At 62.8% G+C, this 19468-nt stretch carries 16 protein-coding genes and 2 pseudogenes; 12 read left to right on the forward strand and 6 right to left on the reverse strand.

Annotation, left to right across the window (positions count from 1 at the left end; all coding sequences use genetic code 11):
• The first annotated feature begins 72 nt into the window (after positions 1 to 72).
• The gene (gene rsd / locus WBK23_RS19605; RefSeq protein WP_424485606.1) at positions 73 to 546 is read left to right on the forward strand and encodes a sigma D regulator; all 474 of its coding nucleotides are present in this window, start codon (positions 73 to 75) and stop codon (positions 544 to 546) included.
• Positions 547 to 556: 10 nt separating this feature from the next.
• Here rsd and WBK23_RS19610 read toward each other — a convergent pair whose 3' ends face one another.
• The gene (locus WBK23_RS19610; RefSeq protein WP_424485607.1) at positions 557 to 1201 is read right to left on the reverse strand and encodes an FKBP-type peptidyl-prolyl cis-trans isomerase; all 645 of its coding nucleotides are present in this window, start codon (positions 1199 to 1201) and stop codon (positions 557 to 559) included.
• 126 nt (positions 1202 to 1327) lie between these two features.
• Between WBK23_RS19610 and WBK23_RS19615 the strand changes: the two are divergent.
• Positions 1328 to 1975: pseudogene (locus WBK23_RS19615) on the forward strand (AlgP family protein); the annotation flags it as partial.
• Between the two features lie 11 nt (positions 1976 to 1986).
• On the opposite strand, the gene WBK23_RS19620 reads toward WBK23_RS19615, so the two are convergent.
• The gene (locus WBK23_RS19620) at positions 1987 to 2454 is read right to left on the reverse strand and encodes a TIGR02444 family protein (protein ID WP_424485608.1); all 468 of its coding nucleotides are present in this window, start codon (positions 2452 to 2454) and stop codon (positions 1987 to 1989) included.
• Between the two features lie 50 nt (positions 2455 to 2504).
• On the opposite strand from WBK23_RS19620, the gene WBK23_RS19625 reads away from it, so the two are divergent.
• From WBK23_RS19625 to WBK23_RS19650, 6 genes and pseudogenes are all read left to right on the forward strand, one after another.
• The gene (locus WBK23_RS19625; RefSeq protein WP_424485609.1) at positions 2505 to 4415 is read left to right on the forward strand and encodes an ATP-binding cassette domain-containing protein; all 1911 of its coding nucleotides are present in this window, start codon (positions 2505 to 2507) and stop codon (positions 4413 to 4415) included.
• 20 nt (positions 4416 to 4435) lie between these two features.
• Positions 4436 to 4646: pseudogene (locus WBK23_RS19630) on the forward strand (hypothetical protein); the annotation flags it as partial.
• A complete protein-coding gene (locus tag WBK23_RS19635) occupies positions 4604 to 5371 on the forward strand; it encodes a TerC family protein (RefSeq protein WP_424485610.1) in 768 nt (255 codons plus the stop codon). The pseudogene WBK23_RS19630 and the gene WBK23_RS19635, both read left to right, overlap by 43 nt.
• Before the next feature lie 87 nt (positions 5372 to 5458).
• Positions 5459 to 6085, forward strand: coding sequence for a homoserine/homoserine lactone efflux protein (rhtB, locus tag WBK23_RS19640; protein ID WP_424485611.1), 627 nt, complete (start codon positions 5459 to 5461; stop codon positions 6083 to 6085).
• A 128-nt stretch (positions 6086 to 6213) separates the two neighbouring features.
• Positions 6214 to 8106 (forward strand): FTR1 family protein, encoded by a 1893-nt coding sequence (locus tag WBK23_RS19645; RefSeq protein ID WP_424485612.1) that lies wholly within the window; start codon positions 6214 to 6216, stop codon positions 8104 to 8106.
• A gap of 63 nt (positions 8107 to 8169) precedes the next feature.
• Positions 8170 to 8631: a YaiI/YqxD family protein gene (locus WBK23_RS19650; RefSeq protein ID WP_424485613.1), complete on the forward strand. Its 462-nt coding sequence runs from the start codon at positions 8170 to 8172 to the stop codon at positions 8629 to 8631.
• Here the strand turns inward: WBK23_RS19650 and WBK23_RS19655 are convergent.
• The 3 genes from WBK23_RS19655 to elbB all read right to left on the reverse strand — a co-directional run bounded on the left by WBK23_RS19655 (position 8616) and on the right by elbB (position 12269).
• Positions 8616 to 10739, reverse strand: coding sequence for a putative bifunctional diguanylate cyclase/phosphodiesterase (locus tag WBK23_RS19655; protein WP_424485614.1), 2124 nt, complete (start codon positions 10737 to 10739; stop codon positions 8616 to 8618). The genes WBK23_RS19650 and WBK23_RS19655 overlap by 16 nt on opposite strands.
• Before the next feature lie 126 nt (positions 10740 to 10865).
• Entirely contained in the window at positions 10866 to 11336 is a 471-nt protein-coding gene (locus WBK23_RS19660) for a thioesterase family protein (RefSeq protein ID WP_424485615.1), read from the reverse strand.
• Positions 11337 to 11606: 270 nt separating this feature from the next.
• Positions 11607 to 12269, reverse strand: coding sequence for an isoprenoid biosynthesis glyoxalase ElbB (gene elbB, locus WBK23_RS19665; protein ID WP_424485616.1), 663 nt, complete (start codon positions 12267 to 12269; stop codon positions 11607 to 11609).
• 176 nt (positions 12270 to 12445) lie between these two features.
• Here elbB and WBK23_RS19670 point away from each other — a divergent pair, with 176 nt between their 5' ends.
• From WBK23_RS19670 to ppk1, 3 genes are all read left to right on the forward strand, one after another.
• Positions 12446 to 13681, forward strand: coding sequence for a sterol desaturase family protein (locus WBK23_RS19670; RefSeq protein WP_424485617.1), 1236 nt, complete (start codon positions 12446 to 12448; stop codon positions 13679 to 13681).
• Positions 13682 to 13936: 255 nt separating this feature from the next.
• Entirely contained in the window at positions 13937 to 14950 is a 1014-nt protein-coding gene (hemB, locus tag WBK23_RS19675; protein ID WP_424485618.1) for a porphobilinogen synthase, read from the forward strand.
• A gap of 18 nt (positions 14951 to 14968) precedes the next feature.
• Positions 14969 to 17185 carry a polyphosphate kinase 1 gene (gene ppk1 / locus WBK23_RS19680; RefSeq protein ID WP_424485619.1) on the forward strand — a complete coding sequence of 739 codons (2217 nt, stop codon included), beginning with the start codon at positions 14969 to 14971 and terminating at the stop codon, positions 17183 to 17185.
• Here ppk1 and ppx read toward each other — a convergent pair.
• Positions 17172 to 18674, reverse strand: coding sequence for an exopolyphosphatase (ppx, locus tag WBK23_RS19685; RefSeq protein ID WP_424485620.1), 1503 nt, complete (start codon positions 18672 to 18674; stop codon positions 17172 to 17174). The genes ppk1 and ppx overlap by 14 nt on opposite strands.
• 233 nt (positions 18675 to 18907) lie before the next feature.
• Between ppx and trxA the strand changes: the two genes are divergently transcribed.
• Positions 18908 to 19234, forward strand: a complete 327-nt coding sequence (trxA, locus tag WBK23_RS19690) for a thioredoxin TrxA (RefSeq protein ID WP_424485621.1) — start codon at positions 18908 to 18910, stop codon at positions 19232 to 19234.
• Positions 19235 to 19468 lie beyond the last annotated feature (234 nt).

The following is a 19468-nucleotide window of genomic DNA, read 5'->3' on the forward strand; positions in this document are numbered from 1 at the left end:
TGCGTCGACTGACAAAAAAATGTCTCGGGGCAGGCGAACAACACTAATAGCAATAGGGAAGTAGAGGTCATCATGCTCGAGAGTTGTCAGAACGCTCAGGAACGTTGGGGTGGGGTTCACCTGCTGATCGACCGCTGGCTGCAAGAGCGCAAGGAGTTGGTAGATGCCTACGCGGCCATCAACAGCTCGCCGCAAGCGCCGAGCGCGAATGCCGAAACGCTGCAGCACTTCTGCGAAATTCTCGTCGACTACGTGTCAGCCGGACACTTCGAGGTCTATGAACAACTGACCAGCGAAGCCAAGGCCTTTGGTGATCAGCGCGGCCTCGAGTTGGCCAAGCAGATCTATCCACGTATCGAGGCCATCACCGAGGTGGCGCTGGCGTTCAACGACCGTTGCGACAATGGCGATTGCCATGATTCGGTATCGCTGATCGATGAGCTGAAACGCCTGGGTCAGTTGCTCCACGAGCGCTTTGAGCTGGAGGACTGCCTGATCGAAGTCCTGCATAACGCTCACCAGGAGCAAGCCGCTCCCGCGTTGTAATGGTGACTCGTTAGTCCTGGGTGTCGAGCAGCTCCAGCTCGAACACCAGGGGCGAGTAAGGCGCAATCAAGTCGCCGGCACCCTCTTCGCCATAGGCTTCGGCGGAAGGAATCACCAAACGCCACTGCGCCCCAACGGGCATTTCCAGCAAGGCGCTACGCCACCCGGCGATCACGCTGTCCAGGCGAAACCATTGTGGCGACTGGCTTTCGTCGAACTGGCTGCCATCTGCCAATTGCCCCACATAGCGCACCTGGATACGGCTTTTCGGCCCCGGCTTGGGGCCTTTACCGGCGCGCAGTTCCTGCATCAGTACGCCATTCTTCAGCACCCGCACACCGGCCTTGGCTTTCTCCTGGGCGAGGAAGCGCTTTTCGGCAGCGATGGCTTTTTCGATGCGTTGCGGTGCCTTGGCAAGCTGGGCTTCGTGTTCGGCCAGCAGGCTTTCGATGCGTTGTTCATCCAGGGCCAGAGGCTCATCGCGATACGCCTGACGCAGGCCGTCGAGCAGGGCTTGCAGCTCCAGGTCAGGGACCTCGTCGCGCAGTCGCTCGCCCAGCTTTACGCCCAGGCTGTAGGCCAGGTCGTGCGAGTGATTGTCGGCTTGCGCCAACGGGGCGAGCAGGCAGAGCAGTAGCAAGGTGAAACGTGGCATGGGTGTTCTCCGGCCTAAGTTGCGCCGATTATGCCAGCAGCGCCCACAAGCTCAATGCGCAAGGTGGCAAGGCAGGCGAAAGGCGGTCTAGTATGACCGTCATCTTCATCCGCTAGGAGGCGCGTCATGTCGGCTACAAAGAGTGCAAAGAAGAAGTCAGTGAGTACGCCGCTGCACCTGTTGCAGCAACTTTCCCACAGCCTGCTCGAACATCTTGAAGATGCCTGCACGCGGGCGTTGGTCGATGCCGAGAAACTGCTCGCCAAGCTGGAGAAGCAGCGCGGCAAGGCCCAGGAAAAACTGCACAAGGCCCGCAGCAAACTGCAGGACGCCGCTGTAGCCGGTAAGGTCAAGGCGCAGAGCAAAGCCAAGGAAGCCGTAGCCGAATTGGAAGACCTGCTCGATACCTTGAAGGATCGGCAGGGCGAGACGCGCACCTACATCGCTGGGCTCAAGCGTGATGCCCAGGAGAGCCTGAAACTGGCGCAAGGCGTCGGCAAGGTCAAGGAAGCGGTAAGCAAGGCACTGGACATCCGTACGGCCAAGGCCACGCAGGTCAAGCCTGCTGCCAGCAAGCCGGTAGCCAAGCCTGCGGCTAAGCCCGTTGCAGCTAAGGCTCCGGCCAGCAAACCCGCCAGCAAGCCAGCGGCTAAACCTGCCGCCAAGCCTGCTGCGAAAAAGCCAGCCGCTAAGCCCGCAGCCGCCAAGCCAGTGATGGCCAAAGCGCCTGCCAGTGCGCCAACCGTTGCGGCAAGCAGCAATGGCAGCACCCCGCCAAACGCTGGTTAATTAGTTGCAAGCTGTGTCGCCGCGCTGCGCAAAATGTGCAGCGCGGCGCGTTCGGCCGCGACCGGAGCGAGCCGCTCGAGCCAGTCCACGGGTTCGGCCGCTGCCGCATTTGGCCAGTCTCGGCTGAGTTCGGCTAGGCGCTCCAGTTGCTCCCGTTCGGCGAGCAGTTCCAGCTGTTTAAGCCGCTCGCGCAGCAGCGCCAAGGCCGAGTCACTCTGCGCCAAGGCGCGCCAGGCCTGCCGGGTGTGCCTGAGCGGCTGCACCACGTCACATTGCCAGGGTCGCGCCAGATCGGCCAGGGCGGCAGTACGAACGTCGTCACAGGCCACCTGCCGCACCTCCAGCCAGACCGCGCAAATCAGCAGGCAAACGTCCGCGCCCTGCGCTTGTAACTGCAAGCACACAGGCTCCACTTCGGGACGTTGGTAAAAAGCTTCGGCGAATCGCCACAGGTCAGCGGGCATGGTGCTTTCCGGATTTCTCAAGGGGGACTCTGGTAGACTCCGCCGCCATTATGATCCGACTCCAGAACCTGACTTTACAGCGTGGCCCTCAGCGTCTGCTAGAAGACGCCGAGATGACCCTGCATCCCGGCCATAAAGCCGGCCTGATCGGTGCCAACGGTGCCGGCAAATCCAGCCTGTTTGCTTTGCTGCGGGGCGAGCTGAGCGCGGACGCGGGCGACTGCCTGATTCCCGCCGACTGGCGCGTCGCGCACATGCGCCAGGAGATCGATGCGGTCGAGCGCCAGGCGGTCGACTATGTACTCGATGGCGACCTGCAACTGCGTAAGGTGCAAGCCGATCTGGCACTTGCCGAAGCCGCCCATGACGGTGCGGCGATCGCCCGCCTGCACACCGAGCTCGATACCCTCGACGGCTACAGCGCCGATGCCCGCGCGCGCAAGCTGCTGGCCGGTTTGGGTTTCGACAGCGCGCAGATGGATCGTCGCGTCGGCGACTTCTCCGGGGGCTGGCGCATGCGCCTGAACCTGGCGCAGGCGCTGATGTGCCCGTCCGATCTGCTGCTGCTCGATGAGCCGACCAACCACCTGGATCTGGATGCGATCCTCTGGCTGGAAAGCTGGCTGAAAGGTTATCCCGGTACCCTGTTGCTGATCTCTCATGACCGCGACTTCCTGGATGCCGTAGTGGACCACGTTGCTCACCTCGATCAGCAGAAGCTGACCCTGTATCGCGGCGGCTATTCGGCTTTCGAGCGCACCCGCGCCGAGCGCCTGGCGCAGCAGCAGCAGGCCTACGAGAAGCAGCAGGCGCAGCGCGCGCACATGGAAAAGTACATCGCCCGCTTCAAGGCCCAGGCGACCAAGGCGCGCCAGGCGCAGAGCCGGATCAAGGCGCTGGAGCGGATGGAAGAGTTGTCCGCGGCGCATGTCGATTCGCCCTTCGACTTCAGCTTCCGTGAGGCCGACAAGATTTCCAGCCCGCTGCTGGACCTCAGCGAAGGTCGCCTCGGTTATGGCGACAAGGTGGTACTGGAGAAGGTCAAACTGAACCTGTCGCCTGGCGCACGCCTAGGTCTGCTTGGGCCGAACGGTGCGGGCAAGTCGACTCTGATCAAGAACCTGTCGAACGATTTGCAGCCCATCAGCGGGCGTTTGCAGCGCGGCGAGAACCTGGTGGTCGGCTATTTTGCCCAGCATCAGCTCGATGCCCTGGATGACAAGGCCAGCCCGCTGCTGCACTTCCAGCGCCTGGCCCCGACCGAGCGCGAGCAAACCCTGCGCGACTTCCTCGGTGGCTTCGATTTCCGCGGCCCGCGTTGCGACGAGCCCGTGCTGAATTTCTCCGGCGGTGAAAAGGCCCGCCTGGCCCTGGCGTTGATCGCCTGGGGCAAGCCCAACCTGCTGCTGCTCGATGAGCCGACCAACCACCTCGACCTGGAGATGCGCCTGGCGCTGACCATGGCGCTGCAGGAATTCAGCGGCGCAGTGGTGGTGGTGTCCCACGATAGGCACCTGCTGAAGAGCACCACCGATGAGTTCCTGCTGGTCGCCGATGGCCAGGTGCAGCCGTTCGACGGTGATCTGGAAGACTACGCACGCTGGCTGGTGGATTACCGCGCGCGGCAGGCCCCGGCAAGCACCGGCGAGAGCAATCCGGACAAATCCGATAAGCGCGTGCAGCGTCAGGCTGCGGCGGCCCTGCGTCAGCAGCTGGCCCCACACAAGCGCGAAGCCGACAAGCTGGAAAAGGAGCTGGGCCAGCTGCACGAGAAGCTCGCTGCCGTTGAAGCCCGCCTGGGCGACAGTGATATCTATGAAGCCGCGCGCAAGGATGAGCTGCGCGATGCCTTGGCCGAGCAGGCCAAGCTGAAAAGCCGTGAAGCCGACCTGGAAGAGCGCTGGATGTCGGCGCTGGAAACCCTGGAAGCCTTGCAGGCCGAACTGGAGGCCGCCAGTTGACGCTTGAGTTGCTCCGTGCCGGCCGGATGTTGTCGGTCAATCTGTTTTACACCACCCTCGAGGATCTCCGCGATGAGGGTGTGGGTGCCTGGATGCAGGTAGCCAATAGCCTGTTTTTTTCAAAAAGCTGTACGCCGTTGGCGCAACGGCGAACTCCCCACACGCGTAAACAAGAGGTTTAAACACTTATGGAATGGCTGGCCAGCCCTGAACTCTGGGTCGCTTTCTTGACCCTGACTGCCCTGGAAATCGTTCTGGGCATCGACAACATCATCTTTATCTCGATTCTGGTCAGCCGCCTGCCCAAGCATCAGCAACCCAAGGCGCGTTTCTTCGGCCTGGCCCTGGCCATGGGTACGCGGATTCTGCTGCTGCTGTCGATCAGCTGGGTGATGCGCCTGACGGCCGACCTGTTCCATGTGTTCGATCAAGGCTTCTCCGGGCGTGACCTGATCCTGTTCTTCGGTGGTCTGTTCCTGTTGTGGAAGAGTACTGCCGAGATCTTCCACAGTCTGGAAGGCGAAGAAGAGTCCCAAACCGTTGGTGGCAAGACTTACGGCTTTATGGGCATCATCGTACAGATCGCGATTATCGACATCGTCTTCTCCCTCGACTCGGTAATCACTGCGGTCGGCCTGGTCGACAACGTGCCGGTCATGGTTGCGGCCATCGTCATCTCGGTGATCGTGATGATGCTGTCGGCAGGCACCATCAGCGATTTCATCGACAAGCACCCGAGCCTGAAAATCCTCGCCCTGTCGTTCCTGATCGTGGTGGGTACCGTGCTGGTCGCCGAAGCGTTCGGCGTGCATGTGCCGAAGGGTTATGTGTACTTCGCCATGGCCTTCTCGCTGGCCGTGGAAGCCGTCAACATCCGCATGCGCACGGCCCGTGCCCGCGCACGCAAGGAAGCAGAGCCGGAAGCGGTGCAACTGCGTAAAGACCTGCCGGACTGATCGCCAGGCTGGGCGCGGTAACTGACAAGGGGTAGGCTACGTGGCCTACCCCTTTTTTATTGCACTGCTGGTTAATGGAGAAATGCCATGGCACTCGAAACCTGGCTTGCGTTCCTGGTGGCCTGTTGGATCATCAGCCTGTCGCCGGGCGCGGGGGCGATTGCCTCGATGTCCGCAGGTTTGCAATACGGCTTCTGGCGCGGTTACTGGAACGCCCTGGGCCTGCAGCTGGGCCTGGCGCTGCAGATCGCGATTGTCGCGGCGGGTGTTGGCGCGATTCTGGCCGCTTCGGAACTGGCCTTCAGCCTGATCAAGTGGTTCGGCGTGGTCTACCTGGTCTACCTCGGCTATCGCCAGTGGCAGGCGTTGCCCAGCGACATGACGGCGCAGACCGAACGCCCCAGTGGCCGCCCGCTGACCTTGGTATTGCGGGGCTTTCTGGTCAACTTCAGCAACCCCAAGGCGATTGTCTTTATGCTCGCGGTGCTGCCGCAGTTCATCAATCCGCAGGCACCGTTGCTGACTCAGTACCTGGTGATGGGCGTGACCATGATCTGCGTCGACCTGATCGTCATGGCCGGCTACACCGGCCTGGCCGCGCGAGTGCTGGGCGCGTTGCGTTCGCCGCGCCAGCAGAAACTGATGAACCGCACCTTCGGCGCGTTGTTTGTCGGCGCGGCGGCGCTGCTGGCCAGTGTGCGCCGCGCCGCCTGACTCATTGCTGGCGGGCTGCTAGGTATTGCGACAATCGGTCACGGCCCTTGAGCGATCAAGGGTTGAGTGAAGTCGTTAGGGAGGCAACAATATAATCTCATTCATTCGTATTTGGGATTTACTCCTATATGACCTCCGTATTGCGTTTCTTCAGTTGGTTGCTGCTGCCTGTTTTGGCAGTGTGCAGCCTGACTGTTATGGCCGAGCCCATCGATGGCGCGGCGCAAGCCCTACACCTGCTCGGTTACCTGGGCGCTGACTACCCCGCCACCGTGGCCAATGGGCAAATCATCGACTCCGGCGAATACCGCGAGCAGCTGGAGTTTCTCACCGTGCTGCAAGGCCTGATCGTTGCGCTGCCAGCGCGTAGCGAGCAGGCCGAGTTGCAACAGGGTGTGGCCAGCCTGCGCCAGGGCATCGAGCAGCGCGTGGACGGCGAGCAGGTCGCCGTGCAGGCGCGTCAGTTGGCCGCCACCCTGGCCAGCGCTTATGGCGTCAGTCAGACCCCGGCCATTACTCCAGACCCCAGCCGTGGCGCGCCGCTGTTCGCCCAGCACTGCAGCGTCTGCCATGGCGACAGCGGTGCCGGCGACGGCCCGGCGGGCATCGGCTTGGAGCCGCCGCCGGCCAATCTGCGCGATTTGTCGCGGATGGATAGGCTGAGCCTCTACGACCTGTTCAACACCATCGGCCTGGGCATCGACGACACCGATATGGCGGCTTTTGCCGACCAGTTGGATGAGCGCCAGCGCTGGGACCTGGCCAGCTATATCGCCGGCTTTAGCGCCGATGCCACGCTCAAGGGCGAGCCATTCGCCCTGTCTGCGCTGGCCGGTATGACGCCGGCCGAGGTCGCTGCCGCGCAGGGTGAAACTGCCGTTGCCGCGTTCCGCGCCCAGCGTGCGCAGCCGCCGGTGCAGCAACGCGGCCCGCAGCAGCTGATCGAACACACCCGCGCGACCCTGGAGCAGAGCCTGGCGGCTTACCGCGCCGGTGATCACGAGCAGGCCTATGACCTCTCCGTCGGTGCCTACCTGGAAGGCTTCGAGCTGGTCGAAAGCGCCCTGGATAACCTCGACTCGGTGCAGCGCAAAACCACCGAGCGCGCGCTGATGGCTTACCGCCAGGCGCTGCAGGACGGCCTGTCGGTGCCGCAGGCGGCGCAGCGTCTGGAGCAGGCCAAGGCCGAGCTGGCGACCTCCGCTGCCTTGCTCGACAGCGATGGCCTGTCGGATTCGCTGAGTTTCTTCTCCAGCCTGTTGATTCTGCTGCGTGAAGGGCTGGAAGCGATTCTGGTGCTGGCGGCAATCCTCGCCTTTCTGCGCAACACCGGCCAACAGCAGGCGGTGCGCAGTGTGCATATCGGCTGGGGCCTGGCGCTGCTGGCCGGCGCTGGCACCTGGGCGCTGGCGGCCTATTTGATCGATGTCAGTGGCGCGCAACGTGAACTGCTCGAAGGCGTGACCGCACTGTTTGCCAGCGTGATGGTGCTCTGGCTTGGGGTGTGGATGCATGATCGCCGGCATGCTGCGGCCTGGCAGGATTACATAAAGAGCAGTTTGGTTGGCGGTGGTGGCCGTTTCGGTTTTGCCGTGCTGGCGTTCTTCTCGGTGTACCGCGAGCTGTTCGAAGTCATCCTGTTCTACGAAACCCTCTGGCTGCAGGCCGGCCCGCAAGGCCATGGCATGGTGCTGGCCGGTGCGGCGGCGGCGTTGGTTCTGCTGCTGGGCTTGGCCTGGGTGATTCTGCGTGGTTCGCGCAAACTGCCGCTGGCGACCTTCTTCGGCGTCAACGCCGTGCTGCTGTGCGTGCTCTCGGTGGTCTTCGCTGGCCACGGCGTAGCCGCGTTGCAGGAAGCTGGGGTGCTCGGCACACAACCGGTGGCATTCTTCGAGTTCGACTGGCTGGGTATTCACGATGATGCCTACAGCCTCACGGCCCAGGCTGCAGCGCTGGTGGCCATTGCGCTGCTTTACGGGCGCAGCTGGCTGGGCGAGCGTCGCCGTCTGTCTCAGGCTTGAAGCGCAGCGGCTGCCGGCATGGCTTAACATGCCGGCTTTGCTGCCTCTGGAGAATGCTCGGTGATGCGAGTCTGGATTGATGCGGATGCCTGCCCCAAGGCGGCCAAGGATCAAGTGGTGAAGTTCGCCTTGAAGCGCGGCTTCGAGGTGCTGCTGGTGGCCGGTCAGGCGCAGATCAAGCCGGCCTACAGCTGCGTGCGGCTGATCGTGGTACCCAGCGGCCCGGATGCGGCCGATGATTACCTGGTGGAGCATGCGCTGCCGGGTGAGCTGGTGATCTGCAGCGACGTGCCGCTGGCCGACCGCCTGGTGAAGAAGGGCGTTGCCGCCCTCGACCCGCGTGGCCGTGAGTTCGACGAGCGCAATATGGGTGACAAGCTGGCGGTGCGTAACCTGTTTACCGAGCTGCGCGAGCTGGGTCAGGTTGGCGGCGGTCAGCCGCCTTATGGCGAGCGCGACAAGCAGGCGTTTGCTAACTCACTGGATCGCATCCTGACCCGTTTGCAGCGTCAAACCGGGGCGTAACGCTGGCGATAATGTCCGCCATTCAGCCAGGTATGCAGCTTATCTAGCGGCAATGGTTTGCTGAACAGGTAGCCCTGCAGCAGGTCGCACTGCTGCTCCTGCAGAAACACCATCTGTTCGATGTTCTCCACGCCTTCGGCGACCACCCGCAGTTTGAGTTTGTGCGCCATGGCGATGATCGCGGCGGTGATCGCCATGCCGCTGCTGGAACCTGGAATCTCGCGGATAAAACTGCGGTCAACCTTCAGGCTGTCCACTGGCAGGCGACTGAGGTATTGCAGGGACGAGTAGCCGGTGCCGAAGTCATCGATGCTGATGGTCATGCCCAGGGCGCGAATCTTGTCGAGTTGCATCTGCGCGGCCCCGAGGTCGTGCATCAGGGCGTTTTCCGTGACTTCCAGGGTTAGCGAGCTGAGCGGCAGATCGGCGCGTTGCAGCTCGATCTCCATGGCCTTGACCAGGTGCGGTTGCAGCAGGCTCAGGGCTGAACAGTTGACCCCCAGGTGCAAGTGGCGATGACCATTTTGGTGCAGCCACTTGAGGTCGCGGCAGGCGCGCTTGAGCACCCAGATATCCAGCTCGTGGATAAAGCCGTGCTGCTCGGCGATGCGCACGAAACGCTCCGGGCTGATCACCCCCAGCTCGCTGTGCTGCCAGCGCACCAGCGCTTCCAGGGCAACCACCTGGTCGGCGCGGCCCGACAGAATGGGTTGGTAATACACCTCGAGGGCATCGCTGTGCAGCGCCAGGCGCAGCTCTTGCTCCAGGCTCAGCTCCTCCTGCGCGTCGTGCTCCAGCTGGGTGCTGAATGCCAGGTAGTTGTTGCGCCCCTGGCGCTTGCAGTGACCGAGGGCGATGCCCGCCTGTTTCAGCAGTTGGCTGGCGTCGCTGGTGTCCTGCGGGTAGCGGCTGATGCCGATACTGGCCGTCAGGCTCAGTCGGCCACTCTCCAGACTGAAGGGCTGACGCAGCTGGGTGAGAATCAGCTCGGCCAGCTGCAGGCTGTGTTGCAGCGGCGCGTGAAGGGCAAAGGCGCAGAATTCATCGCCGGAAAAGCGCGCCAGCAGGTCTTCACGGCCGAGCGCGCTGCGGATGCGCTGGGCGACCTGCTGCAGCAGCTCGTCGCCACGGCCGTGGCCGAGGCTGGCGTTGATCCGCTTGAAGTTGTCCAGGTCGATAAACAGCAGCGTCGCCCCGTGTGGCGGCGCGGTGGCCAGGGTGGTGTTGAGCATCTGGCTGAAGGCCTGGCCGTTGAGCAGGCCGGTCAGCGCATCGTAGTGGGTCAGGGTGTCGAGTTGCTGGGTGAGCCGCCGCAGCTGCCCACGTTCCTGGCGCAGGCGCTGATCGGCCCAGCCGGCCAGCGCCCCGATCAGGATGATCAGCAGGGCGATCAGGCTGATCGATGCGCCGAGCAGCAGGTGGCCTTCCTGGCTGGCGGCCGGCTGCAGGGGATGGCCGACGGGCACGCTGAGAGTCAGGGCGGCCATGCCGGTGAAGTGCATGGAGGCGATAGCCCCGCCCATGATCAGGCTGGCCAGCAGGCGCAACCAGTTGGCGCGACGGCCGCTTTGCCCGCGGAAATAACCGGCCAGCAACAGGGCGGCGAGCGAGGCGGCGATGGCGATCAGAATCGACAGCATGAACAGGTTGGGATCGTAGTGCTGGCTGGCCGCCGAGCGGATCGCCGCCATGCCGGTGTAGTGCATGCTGGCGATGCCGCAGCCGGCGACGATGGCGGCTGCCACGGTTTGCCAGAAGCGCAGCCGCTCATGGCCAATCACCCGCATCACCACATAGGACACGCCGATGGCGATCAGCAGCGAGAGCAGGGTGATGCTGAGGTCGTAACTGAATGCCAGCGGCGCGGCAAACGCCAGCATGGCGACAAAGTGCATCGACCAGATGCCGCCGCCCAAGGCCCAGGCACCGACCCAGCGCCATAACTCGCGGCCCTGCTCGCGACTGACCCGTTCGGCCATGTTCAGGGCAGTAAAGGCGGCAGCGCTGGCGATCAGGTAGGACAGCAAGACCAGCAGCGGGTCATGGCTGCAGTCGAGCAGTGCCATCTGTCCGGCGGCAGGTGGGCTGAATAGGGGCAGTGAAAACATGCATGGCTCCAACCACAGGCAATTCGGGTAGCCACTGGTGTGTCTGACGCGGTTAGCCGCAGTGTAAGCGCGCCCGCGGCAAAGCCCAAGCGTTTGCCGGTGCTTGTTAGCCCCTTGGTAGCGCGGTTAGCCGCACAGATAGGTGCCGGTGCCGACGGCCACCAGGGTGCCGTCATCGCTGTGCAGCTCACTGCGCACCACCGCCACCTTGTTGCCGCTGCGCAGCAGCACGGCGCTGGCGGTAAAGCGCTGGCCTCGACCGGGGCGCAGGTAGTCGATGCGCAGGTCGATGGTGCCCAGTTTGGACAGTCGCGCCATGCGCTCGGCGCTGGACAGGTGCTGGTGTTTGTCGAATGCGCCGATCAGCGCCATGGCCCCGCCGGCGACGTCGAGCAGCGAGGAAATCACCCCGCCATGCAGGATGCCGTGGACGAAGTTGCCGATCAGTTCGGGTTTCATCGGCAGGTGCATGGTCACGCGTTGGGTGCTCAGTTCATCCAGCTCGATGCCAAGCATCTGGTTGAAGGGGATGCGTTGGAAGAAGCTGCCGACCGCCTGTTGCAGTTCGGCGTTGAGTTCGAAGGGTTGGCTGCTCATAAGTAGTAGGCCTGGGCGAGTGAGTGAGCAAACTGCCGCAGTGGCGCGCGCCTGACCAGAGGCGCGGCCGGAGTACCGCGCGCATTGGCACGATTGGCTTGATCCAGCCGATTAATAGGCTTCAGTCTCAGAATCTGTTTCGGATCTCGCGAGCTAGAGCGAGACAAGGCAAAAGTGGCCGAGGAAGCGGAGTTTACGAGTTGTAAATGAGCATTCCGAGGCCACTTTTAACGCAGTATCGCTGACGCGCAGCAGATCCGAGATAGGTTCTCAGACCGGGTGGCTGAGTTCGAGCACCCGATCCACCAGCTTGTTGATGCCGGCGGCGGCTTCGCTGATCGACTGGGCGAGCATATAGGCCGGGGTGGTGATCAGTTTGCGCTCGACGTCTTCGACAATTTCGCTGACTTCGCACTCGTGGTGCTCTGCGCCCATCTGGGTCAGTGCGGCGGCGGTGTCATGGTCGTTGCCGATGGTGCAGATCACGCCTGGGCCGAAGATTTTCGCCGCCAGCGCCGGGGCGATGCAGATCAGGCCGACCGGTTTGCCCGCCTTGACGAAGGCCTGGGCGGCCGTCAGCACGTCAGGCTGCACCGTGCAGTTGGCCCCGCTGATGGCGAAGTCGGAGAGGTTCTTCGCCGCGCCGAAGCCGCCGGGCAGGATCAGCGCATCGAAGTCGCCGACATGCAGCTCCTTGACGTCCTTGATCTGGCCACGGGCGATGCGCGCCGACTCGACCAGCACGTTGCGCGTTTCATCCGTCTCGTCGCCGCTGTAGTGGTCGACCACATGCAGCTGCGGCACATTGGGGGCGAAGCACTGGACCAAGGCACCACGCTGATCGAGGCGCAGCAGGGTGATCACGCTTTCATGGATTTCCGCGCCGTCATAGACGCCACAGCCGGAAAGAATCACCGCGACTTTCTTGTTCATCAACTTCTCCTGAATTGCGAGTCGTACCGGATTGAGTCGTGACCTTAGCTGTCGCCATATGCCACCCAGGTTGGCATGGTGCGCCGCGAGGGTGGTGCGCTGCTGGGCTAGGATTCATTAAGCAATCCTAGCCGTTAGCCTCGTGCAGCGATATGGCCTATGCAACTGGTGAAACCATGAATTACATCCTCTACGCCGTACCGTTCTTCTTTGCGCTGATTGCCCTGGAACTGTTGCTCGACCGCTGGCGTGGGGTCAGCACCTACCGCTTTTCCGATGCCATCAACAGCCTCAGCGCCGGGGTGCTGTCTACCACCGTGGGCCTGCTGACCAAAGCCGTCGGCCTGCTCACCTATACCCTGGCCTGGCAACAGCTGGCGCTGTTCGAACTGTCGGCCAGCAGCCTGTGGGTCTGGCTGTTCGCCTTCGTCTTCTACGACTTTTGCTACTACTGGAACCACCGCCTGGGCCATGAGCGCAATGTGCTGTGGGCCGCGCATTCGGTGCATCACCAGAGCGAGGACTACAATCTCTCCACGGCGCTGCGGCAGACCAGCACCGGATTTATCTTCGGCTGGATCTTCTACCTGCCGATGGCCCTGGCCGGCGTGCCGCCGCTGGTGTTCCTGACGGTTGGGGCGCTGAACCTGCTGTATCAGTTCTGGGTGCACACCCGGCATATCGCCAAGCTGGGCTGGTTCGAGTGGGTGTTTATCACACCGTCCAACCACCGCGTGCACCATGCGCAGAATCAGGTCTATATGGATCGCAATTACGGCGGCGTGTTCATTCTCTGGGATCGTCTGTTCGGCACCTTCCAGGAAGAGCTGGATGAAGAGCCGGTGGTGTTCGGCGTGACCACGCCGCTGGCCAGCTGGAACCCGTTGTGGGCGAATGCGCAGTTCTATGTGGCGCTGTGGCGTGACGCCGTGCGCGCCGAGTCGTGGTGGGACAAGCTGCGCATCTGGTTTATGCGCACCGGCTGGCGTCCGGCCGATGTCGCGGCCAAGTACCCGCAGAGCAAGCCAGACCTTAGCCAGTTCGTTAAATTCGATGTGCCGCTGAGCCTGGCGCAAAAGCTCTATGCCGGCGTGCAGTTCAGCCTGTATGTGGTGGCCGGCACCTTGCTGTTGGGCATGGGCGAGCAGCTGAACCTGGCGCAGACGCTGCTGGGTATCGCCTGGATGGCGACGGGGCTGACGATCATTGGCCTCTGGCTGGAAAACCGCCCCAGCGCCAAGCGCCTGGAAGTGCTGCGGTTGCTGCTGAACCTGCCAGTGGCCTGGCTGGCGCTGCACCTGGGCCTGCAGGTCGACCAGCCATTGCTCTGGACGCTGCTGCTGGGCTACAGCCTGCTTAGCCTGGGGGCGCTGTTCTGGACGCCGCGCGGGCAGGCTGCGCTACCCGCCTAGGCCGGGATCGCTGCAGCCTTATTGCTAGGCTCAACAGCGGTGGACAGGTGCAGGCCTCTCCACCGTTGTTGTTTTCGGGCTCCTGAACGCGGGCTGCCTTCTGCTGCTTCGGCATATCCTCGCGCCGGCCCTGGCGCTATTCTGGCTGCGCTTGCGGCACGCGGTCGCAGCGCTGTCGTGGACCGTCATACTTTGGTCATAATGGCCGCTTATAACTGTCACACTCGCCCGTCGCTACGGGCTACGGAGTCTGCCGTGAGCTTTACCCCCGCCAATCGCCTGTTTCCCGCCACTCGCCTGCGCCGTAACCGCCGTGATGATTTTTCCCGCCGCCTGGTGCGCGAGCATCGCCTGAGTGTCGATGACCTGATTCTGCCGGTGTTCGTCCTCGACGGCGAAAACCGCCGCGAGGCGATTGCCTCGATGCCGGGCGTCGAACGCCTGTCCATCGACCTGCTGCTCAAGGAAGCCGAGCACTGGGTGGCCCTGGGTATCCCGGCGCTGGCGCTGTTTCCGGTGACGCCGCTGGAGAAGAAATCGCTCCTGGCCGAAGAGGCCTGGAACCCGGAGGGTATTGCCCAGCGCGCGATCCGTGCCCTGCGCGCGAAATTCCCTGAGCTGGGGGTGATCAGCGATGTGGCCCTCGACCCCTTTACCACCCATGGCCAGGACGGCATTCTCGATGCCGACGGCTATGTGCAGAACGACGTCACCGTCGATGCGCTGGTCAAGCAGGCGCTGTCGCATGCCGACGCCGGAGCCCAGGTGGTCGCGCCGTCGGACATGATGGACGGCCGTGTGCAGGCGATCCGCGAGGCGCTGGAGCTGGCCGATCACACTAACGTGCGCATCATGGCCTACTCGGCCAAGTACGCCAGCGCCTACTACGGGCCGTTCCGCGATGCGGTGGGTTCGGCGGCGAATCTGGGCAAGGCCAACAAGGCCAGCTACCAGATGGACCCGGCCAACGGCGACGAAGCGCTGCACGAAGTGGCCGCCGACCTGGCCGAAGGCGCGGATATGGTCATGGTCAAACCGGGCATGCCCTATCTGGACATCCTTTGGCGGGTCAAAACGGAATTCAAGGTGCCGACCTTTGTCTATCAGGTCAGCGGTGAGTACGCCATGCATATGGCGGCCATCCAGAATGGCTGGTTGGGCGAGGCGGTGATTCTTGAGTCACTGACCGCCTTCAAACGTGCGGGTGCCGATGGCATCCTGACTTATTTCGCCGTGCGCGCGGCAGAACTGTTGAAGCAGGGGCGCTAGCCCCTCCAGGACTTGGCAATGAACACCGAAGGACTCAGTAACACTGAATTGCAGGATGCCGAGGCGCTCGTCGAGCCGCCTCTGGTCGCGGATATTGCCGAGGCAGTGCCCGTGGAGGTCGTGCCAGTGGTCGCAGTCGCGGCCCCGGTGGTGGTCACCAACCTGGACGACAGCAGCCTGTATATCCACCGCGAGCTGTCGCAGCTGCAATTCAATATCCGCGTGCTGGAACAGGCGCTGGACGAGTCCTATCCGCTGCTCGAACGGCTGAAGTTCCTGCTGATCTTCTCCAGCAACCTCGACGAATTCTTCGAGATTCGCGTCGCGGGGCTGAAGAAGCAGATCAACTTCGCCCGTGAGCAGGCCGGTGCCGATGGCCTGCAGCCGCACCAGGCGCTGGCGCGGATCGCCGAGCTGGTGCACGAGCAGGTGGATCGTCAGTACGCGATTCTCAACGACAACCTGTTCCCGGCGCTGGCCAAGCACCGCATCAACTTTATCCGCCGGCGCTTCTGGACGGCCAAGCACAAGGCCTGGGTGCGCCGCTATTTCCGCGACGAGATCGCGCCGATCATCACCCCGATCGGCCTCGACCCGACGCACCCGTTCCCGTTGCTGGTGAACAAGAGTCTGAACTTTATCGTCGAGCTGGAGGGCGTCGACGCCTTCGGTCGCGACTCCGGCCTGGCGATCATCCCAGCCCCACGCTTGCTGCCGCGCATTATCAAGGTGCCGGAGGATGTTGGCGGCCCGGGCGACAACTACGTGTTCCTCTCGTCGATGATCCACGCTCACGCCGACGACCTGTTCCAGGGCATGAAGGTCAAGGGCTGCTATCAGTTCCGCCTGACCCGTAACGCCGACCTGTCGGTGGACACCGAGGACGTCGAAGACCTGGCCCGCGCCCTGCGCGGCGAGCTGTTCAGTCGCCGTTATGGCGATGCGGTGCGCCTGGAAGTGGTCGATACCTGCCCACGGCCGCTGCTCGACTACCTGCTCAAGCAGTTCAACCTGACCGAGGCCGAGCTGTACCGCGTCAACGGCCCGGTCAACCTGACTCGGCTGTTCAGCATCACCGGTCTGGAAAGCCATCCGGAACTGCAGTACAAGCCGTTCACTCCGGTGATCCCCAAACTGTTGCAGAACGCCGAGAACATCTTCAGCGTGGTCAGCAAGCAGGACATCCTCCTGCTGCACCCGTTCGAGTCGTTCACCCCGGTGGTCGACCTGCTGCGCCAGGCGGCGAAAGACCCGCACGTGTTGGCGATCAAGCAGACCCTGTACCGTTCCGGGGCCAACTCGGAAATCGTCGATGCGCTGGTAGAGGCGGCGCGCAACGGCAAGGAAGTCACCGCCGTTATTGAGCTGCGCGCGCGCTTCGATGAAGAGTCCAACCTGCAGCTGGCCAGCCGTCTGCAAGCGGCCGGTGCGGTGGTGATCTACGGCGTGGTGGGCTTCAAGACCCACGCCAAGATGATGCTGATCCTGCGTCGCGAGAGTGGCGATATCGTCCGTTACGCGCACCTGGGTACCGGCAACTACCACGCCGGCAACGCCAAGCTGTACACCGACTACAGCCTGCTGACCGCCGACGTGGCGCTGTGCGAGGACGTCTCCAAACTGTTCAGCCAGCTGATCGGCATGGGCAAGACCCTACGCATGAAGAAGCTGCTGCACGCGCCGTTCACCCTGAAGAAAACCCTGCTCGACATGATCGCTCGCGAGACCACGCTGGCTGCCGAAGGCAAGCCGGCGCACATCATGGCCAAGTTCAACTCGCTGACCGATCCGAAGATCATCCGTGCGCTGTACAAGGCCAGCCAGACCGGGGTGAAGATCGACCTGGTGGTGCGTGGCATGTGCTGCCTGCGTCCGGGCATCATCGGCGTATCGCACAACATCCAGGTGCGCTCGATCATCGGTCGCTTCCTCGAGCACACCCGGGTGTTCTACTTCCTCAATGGCGGCGACGAGCAGATCTACCTGTCCAGCGCCGACTGGATGGAGCGCAACCTCGACAAGCGCGTCGAGACCTGCTTCCCGGTGGAAGGCAAGAAGCTGATTCTGCGGGTCAAGAAGGAGCTGGAAAGCTACCTCACCGACAACACCCAGGCCTGGGTGCTGCAGCCGGACGGGCGCTACCTGCGTTGCAGCCCGAGTGGCAACCAGAACCCGCGCAACGCGCAGGCCGGTCTGCTGGAGAAATTGACCGCGCCGCTGATCAGCACACGCTGAGTTCGATACCGACGCGCTTGAGCCAGTCCGCTTCCAGAGTGAAATCGGCCTGGGTCAGCGGGTTGGCAGTCAGCCAGCCTTCGGGGAACTGAATTTCCAGGCGCTGCTCGGCGGCCTTGAGCTGCACCTTGGGCATTTCCTGGGTGCCACGGATGTGGTGGATCAGGATGGCGAAGCGCAGCAGCACGCACAGGCGGATCAGCTTGCGACCCTCTTCGCCGAAATCAGCGAACTTGTCCTTGGGAATATTGCGCCGATGGCCGCGCACCAGCAGCGCGAGCATCTGCTGGTCCTGGCGGGAGAAGCCGGCCAGGTCCGAGTGCTCGATCAGATAGGCACCGTGCTTGTGGTACTGGTAGTGGGCGATATCCAGGCCAATCTCGTGCACCTTGGCCGCCCAGCTGAGCAGCTCGCGGTGCCAGTCGTCCTGTAAGCGCCAGTCCTTGGCGACCTTATCCAGTGCCGACAGCGCCTTGCTCTCGACCCGCGCGGCCTGCTCCAGGTCGACGTGGTAACGCTCCATTAGCGAGCTCAGGGTGCGTTCGCGCACGTCTTCATGCTGATGGCGGCCGAGCAGGTCGTAGAGCACGCCTTCACGTAGCGCGCCTTCGGAATGGCTCATGCGCTGGATATCGCAGGCATCGAAGATGGCTTCGAGAATCGCCAATCCGGCGGGGAAAATCGCCCGACGGTCGGGTTTGATGCCGTCGAGGTCGAGCTTTTCCGCCTCGCCGATCTTGAACAGCTTACGTTTCAACCAGGCGATCCCGGCGGCGTTGACCTCGCCCGAGCCGAGGCCGGCCGCTTGGATGGTCAGGCCGATGGCCTTGATCGTGCCCGACGCGCCCACCGCATCTTCCCAGCCGAGGCGGCGCAGGGCGTGCTCGATGCCCATGATTTCCAAGCGGGCGGCGGTATAGGCCTGGGCGTAGCGCGCCGGGGTGATCTTGCCGTCCCTGAAGAAACGCTGGGTAAAGCTTACGCAACCCATCTGCAGGCTTTCGCGCAGCAGCGGCTCGAAACGCTGGCCGATGACGAATTCGGTGCTGCCGCCGCCGATATCGGTGACCAGGCGCTTGCCCGGGGTGTCGGCGATGCTGTGCGACACGCCGAGGTAGATCAGTCGTGCCTCTTCACGCCCGGAAATGACTTCCACCGGATGGCCGAGAATCGCCTCGGCACGGCGGATAAACTCGATGCGATTGCGCGCCTCGCGCAGGGCGTTGGTGCCGACCACGCGCACCGCGCCTTCCGGCAGGCTAGCGGTCAGCTGGGCGAAGCGGCGCAGGCAGTCGAGCCCGCGCTGCATGGCCTCTTCGCTGAGCAGGCGCTGTTCATCGATGCCCGCCGCCAGCTGCACTTTGTCACCGAGCCGCTCGAGAATACGGATCTCGCCGTGGTCGGCTTTGGCCAGCACCATATGGAAGCTGTTGGAGCCCAGGTCGATAGCTGCAATCAAAGGAAAAGACTCGGCAGGGGTATACGGCATGACAGCATCATCTCGTTGGGAACCCTGTCATCGTGCCACGATAGGCCGATCCAGCCAACGCATACCGCCTGTGTAGGGTGCTGAGGCAACCGTGGCCCAGGCATTCTAGCTGGGGTTGATTAGCTTGCGTCGCGAATGCCCATAGATAAGCTCAATTGCACTTGCCTTCCTGTGTGGTTAAAGCCGGGCTATGATGTCGGCCATCTTTATGCTTCCGAACACGGAGATTTTCCATGAGCGACTTCATCACCAACGTCAGCGATGCCAGCTTCGACCAGGATGTTCTCCAGGCCGAGGGTCCGGTGCTGGTCGATTACTGGGCTGAGTGGTGCGGTCCGTGCAAGATGATTGCACCGGTTCTCGATGAGATCGCCCAGACCTACGCGGGCAAACTGAAAGTCTGCAAGCTGAACATCGACGAAAACCAGGACACCCCGCCGAAGTTCGGCGTACGTGGTATCCCGACCCTGATGCTGTTCAAGAACGGCAACGTCGAAGCGACCAAAGTGGGCGCACTGTCCAAGTCGCAACTGGCCGCCTTCCTCGACAGCAACATCTAAGTCGCGTCGAGTGCCAGAAGCCCCGCAAATCGCGGGGCTTTTTTCTGTCTGAACGCTAGACGTATCAATAAAGCCGGTGTTACATTCGGCCTCGCTGCATTTCCTATGCAGCCCCCTGCAAGCCGTCGCCGACGCATTCCTAATTCGAAACTTTCGAAATACAAGCCGGCGTCAAGCCGTCTTCTCAGCGGCACGGCCTCCCAAGCTAAATAGCTTACTTTCCCTCCTAAATGA

The organism is Pseudomonas sp., assembly GCF_049653025.1.
Taxonomy (GTDB): domain Bacteria; phylum Pseudomonadota; class Gammaproteobacteria; order Pseudomonadales; family Pseudomonadaceae; genus Aquipseudomonas.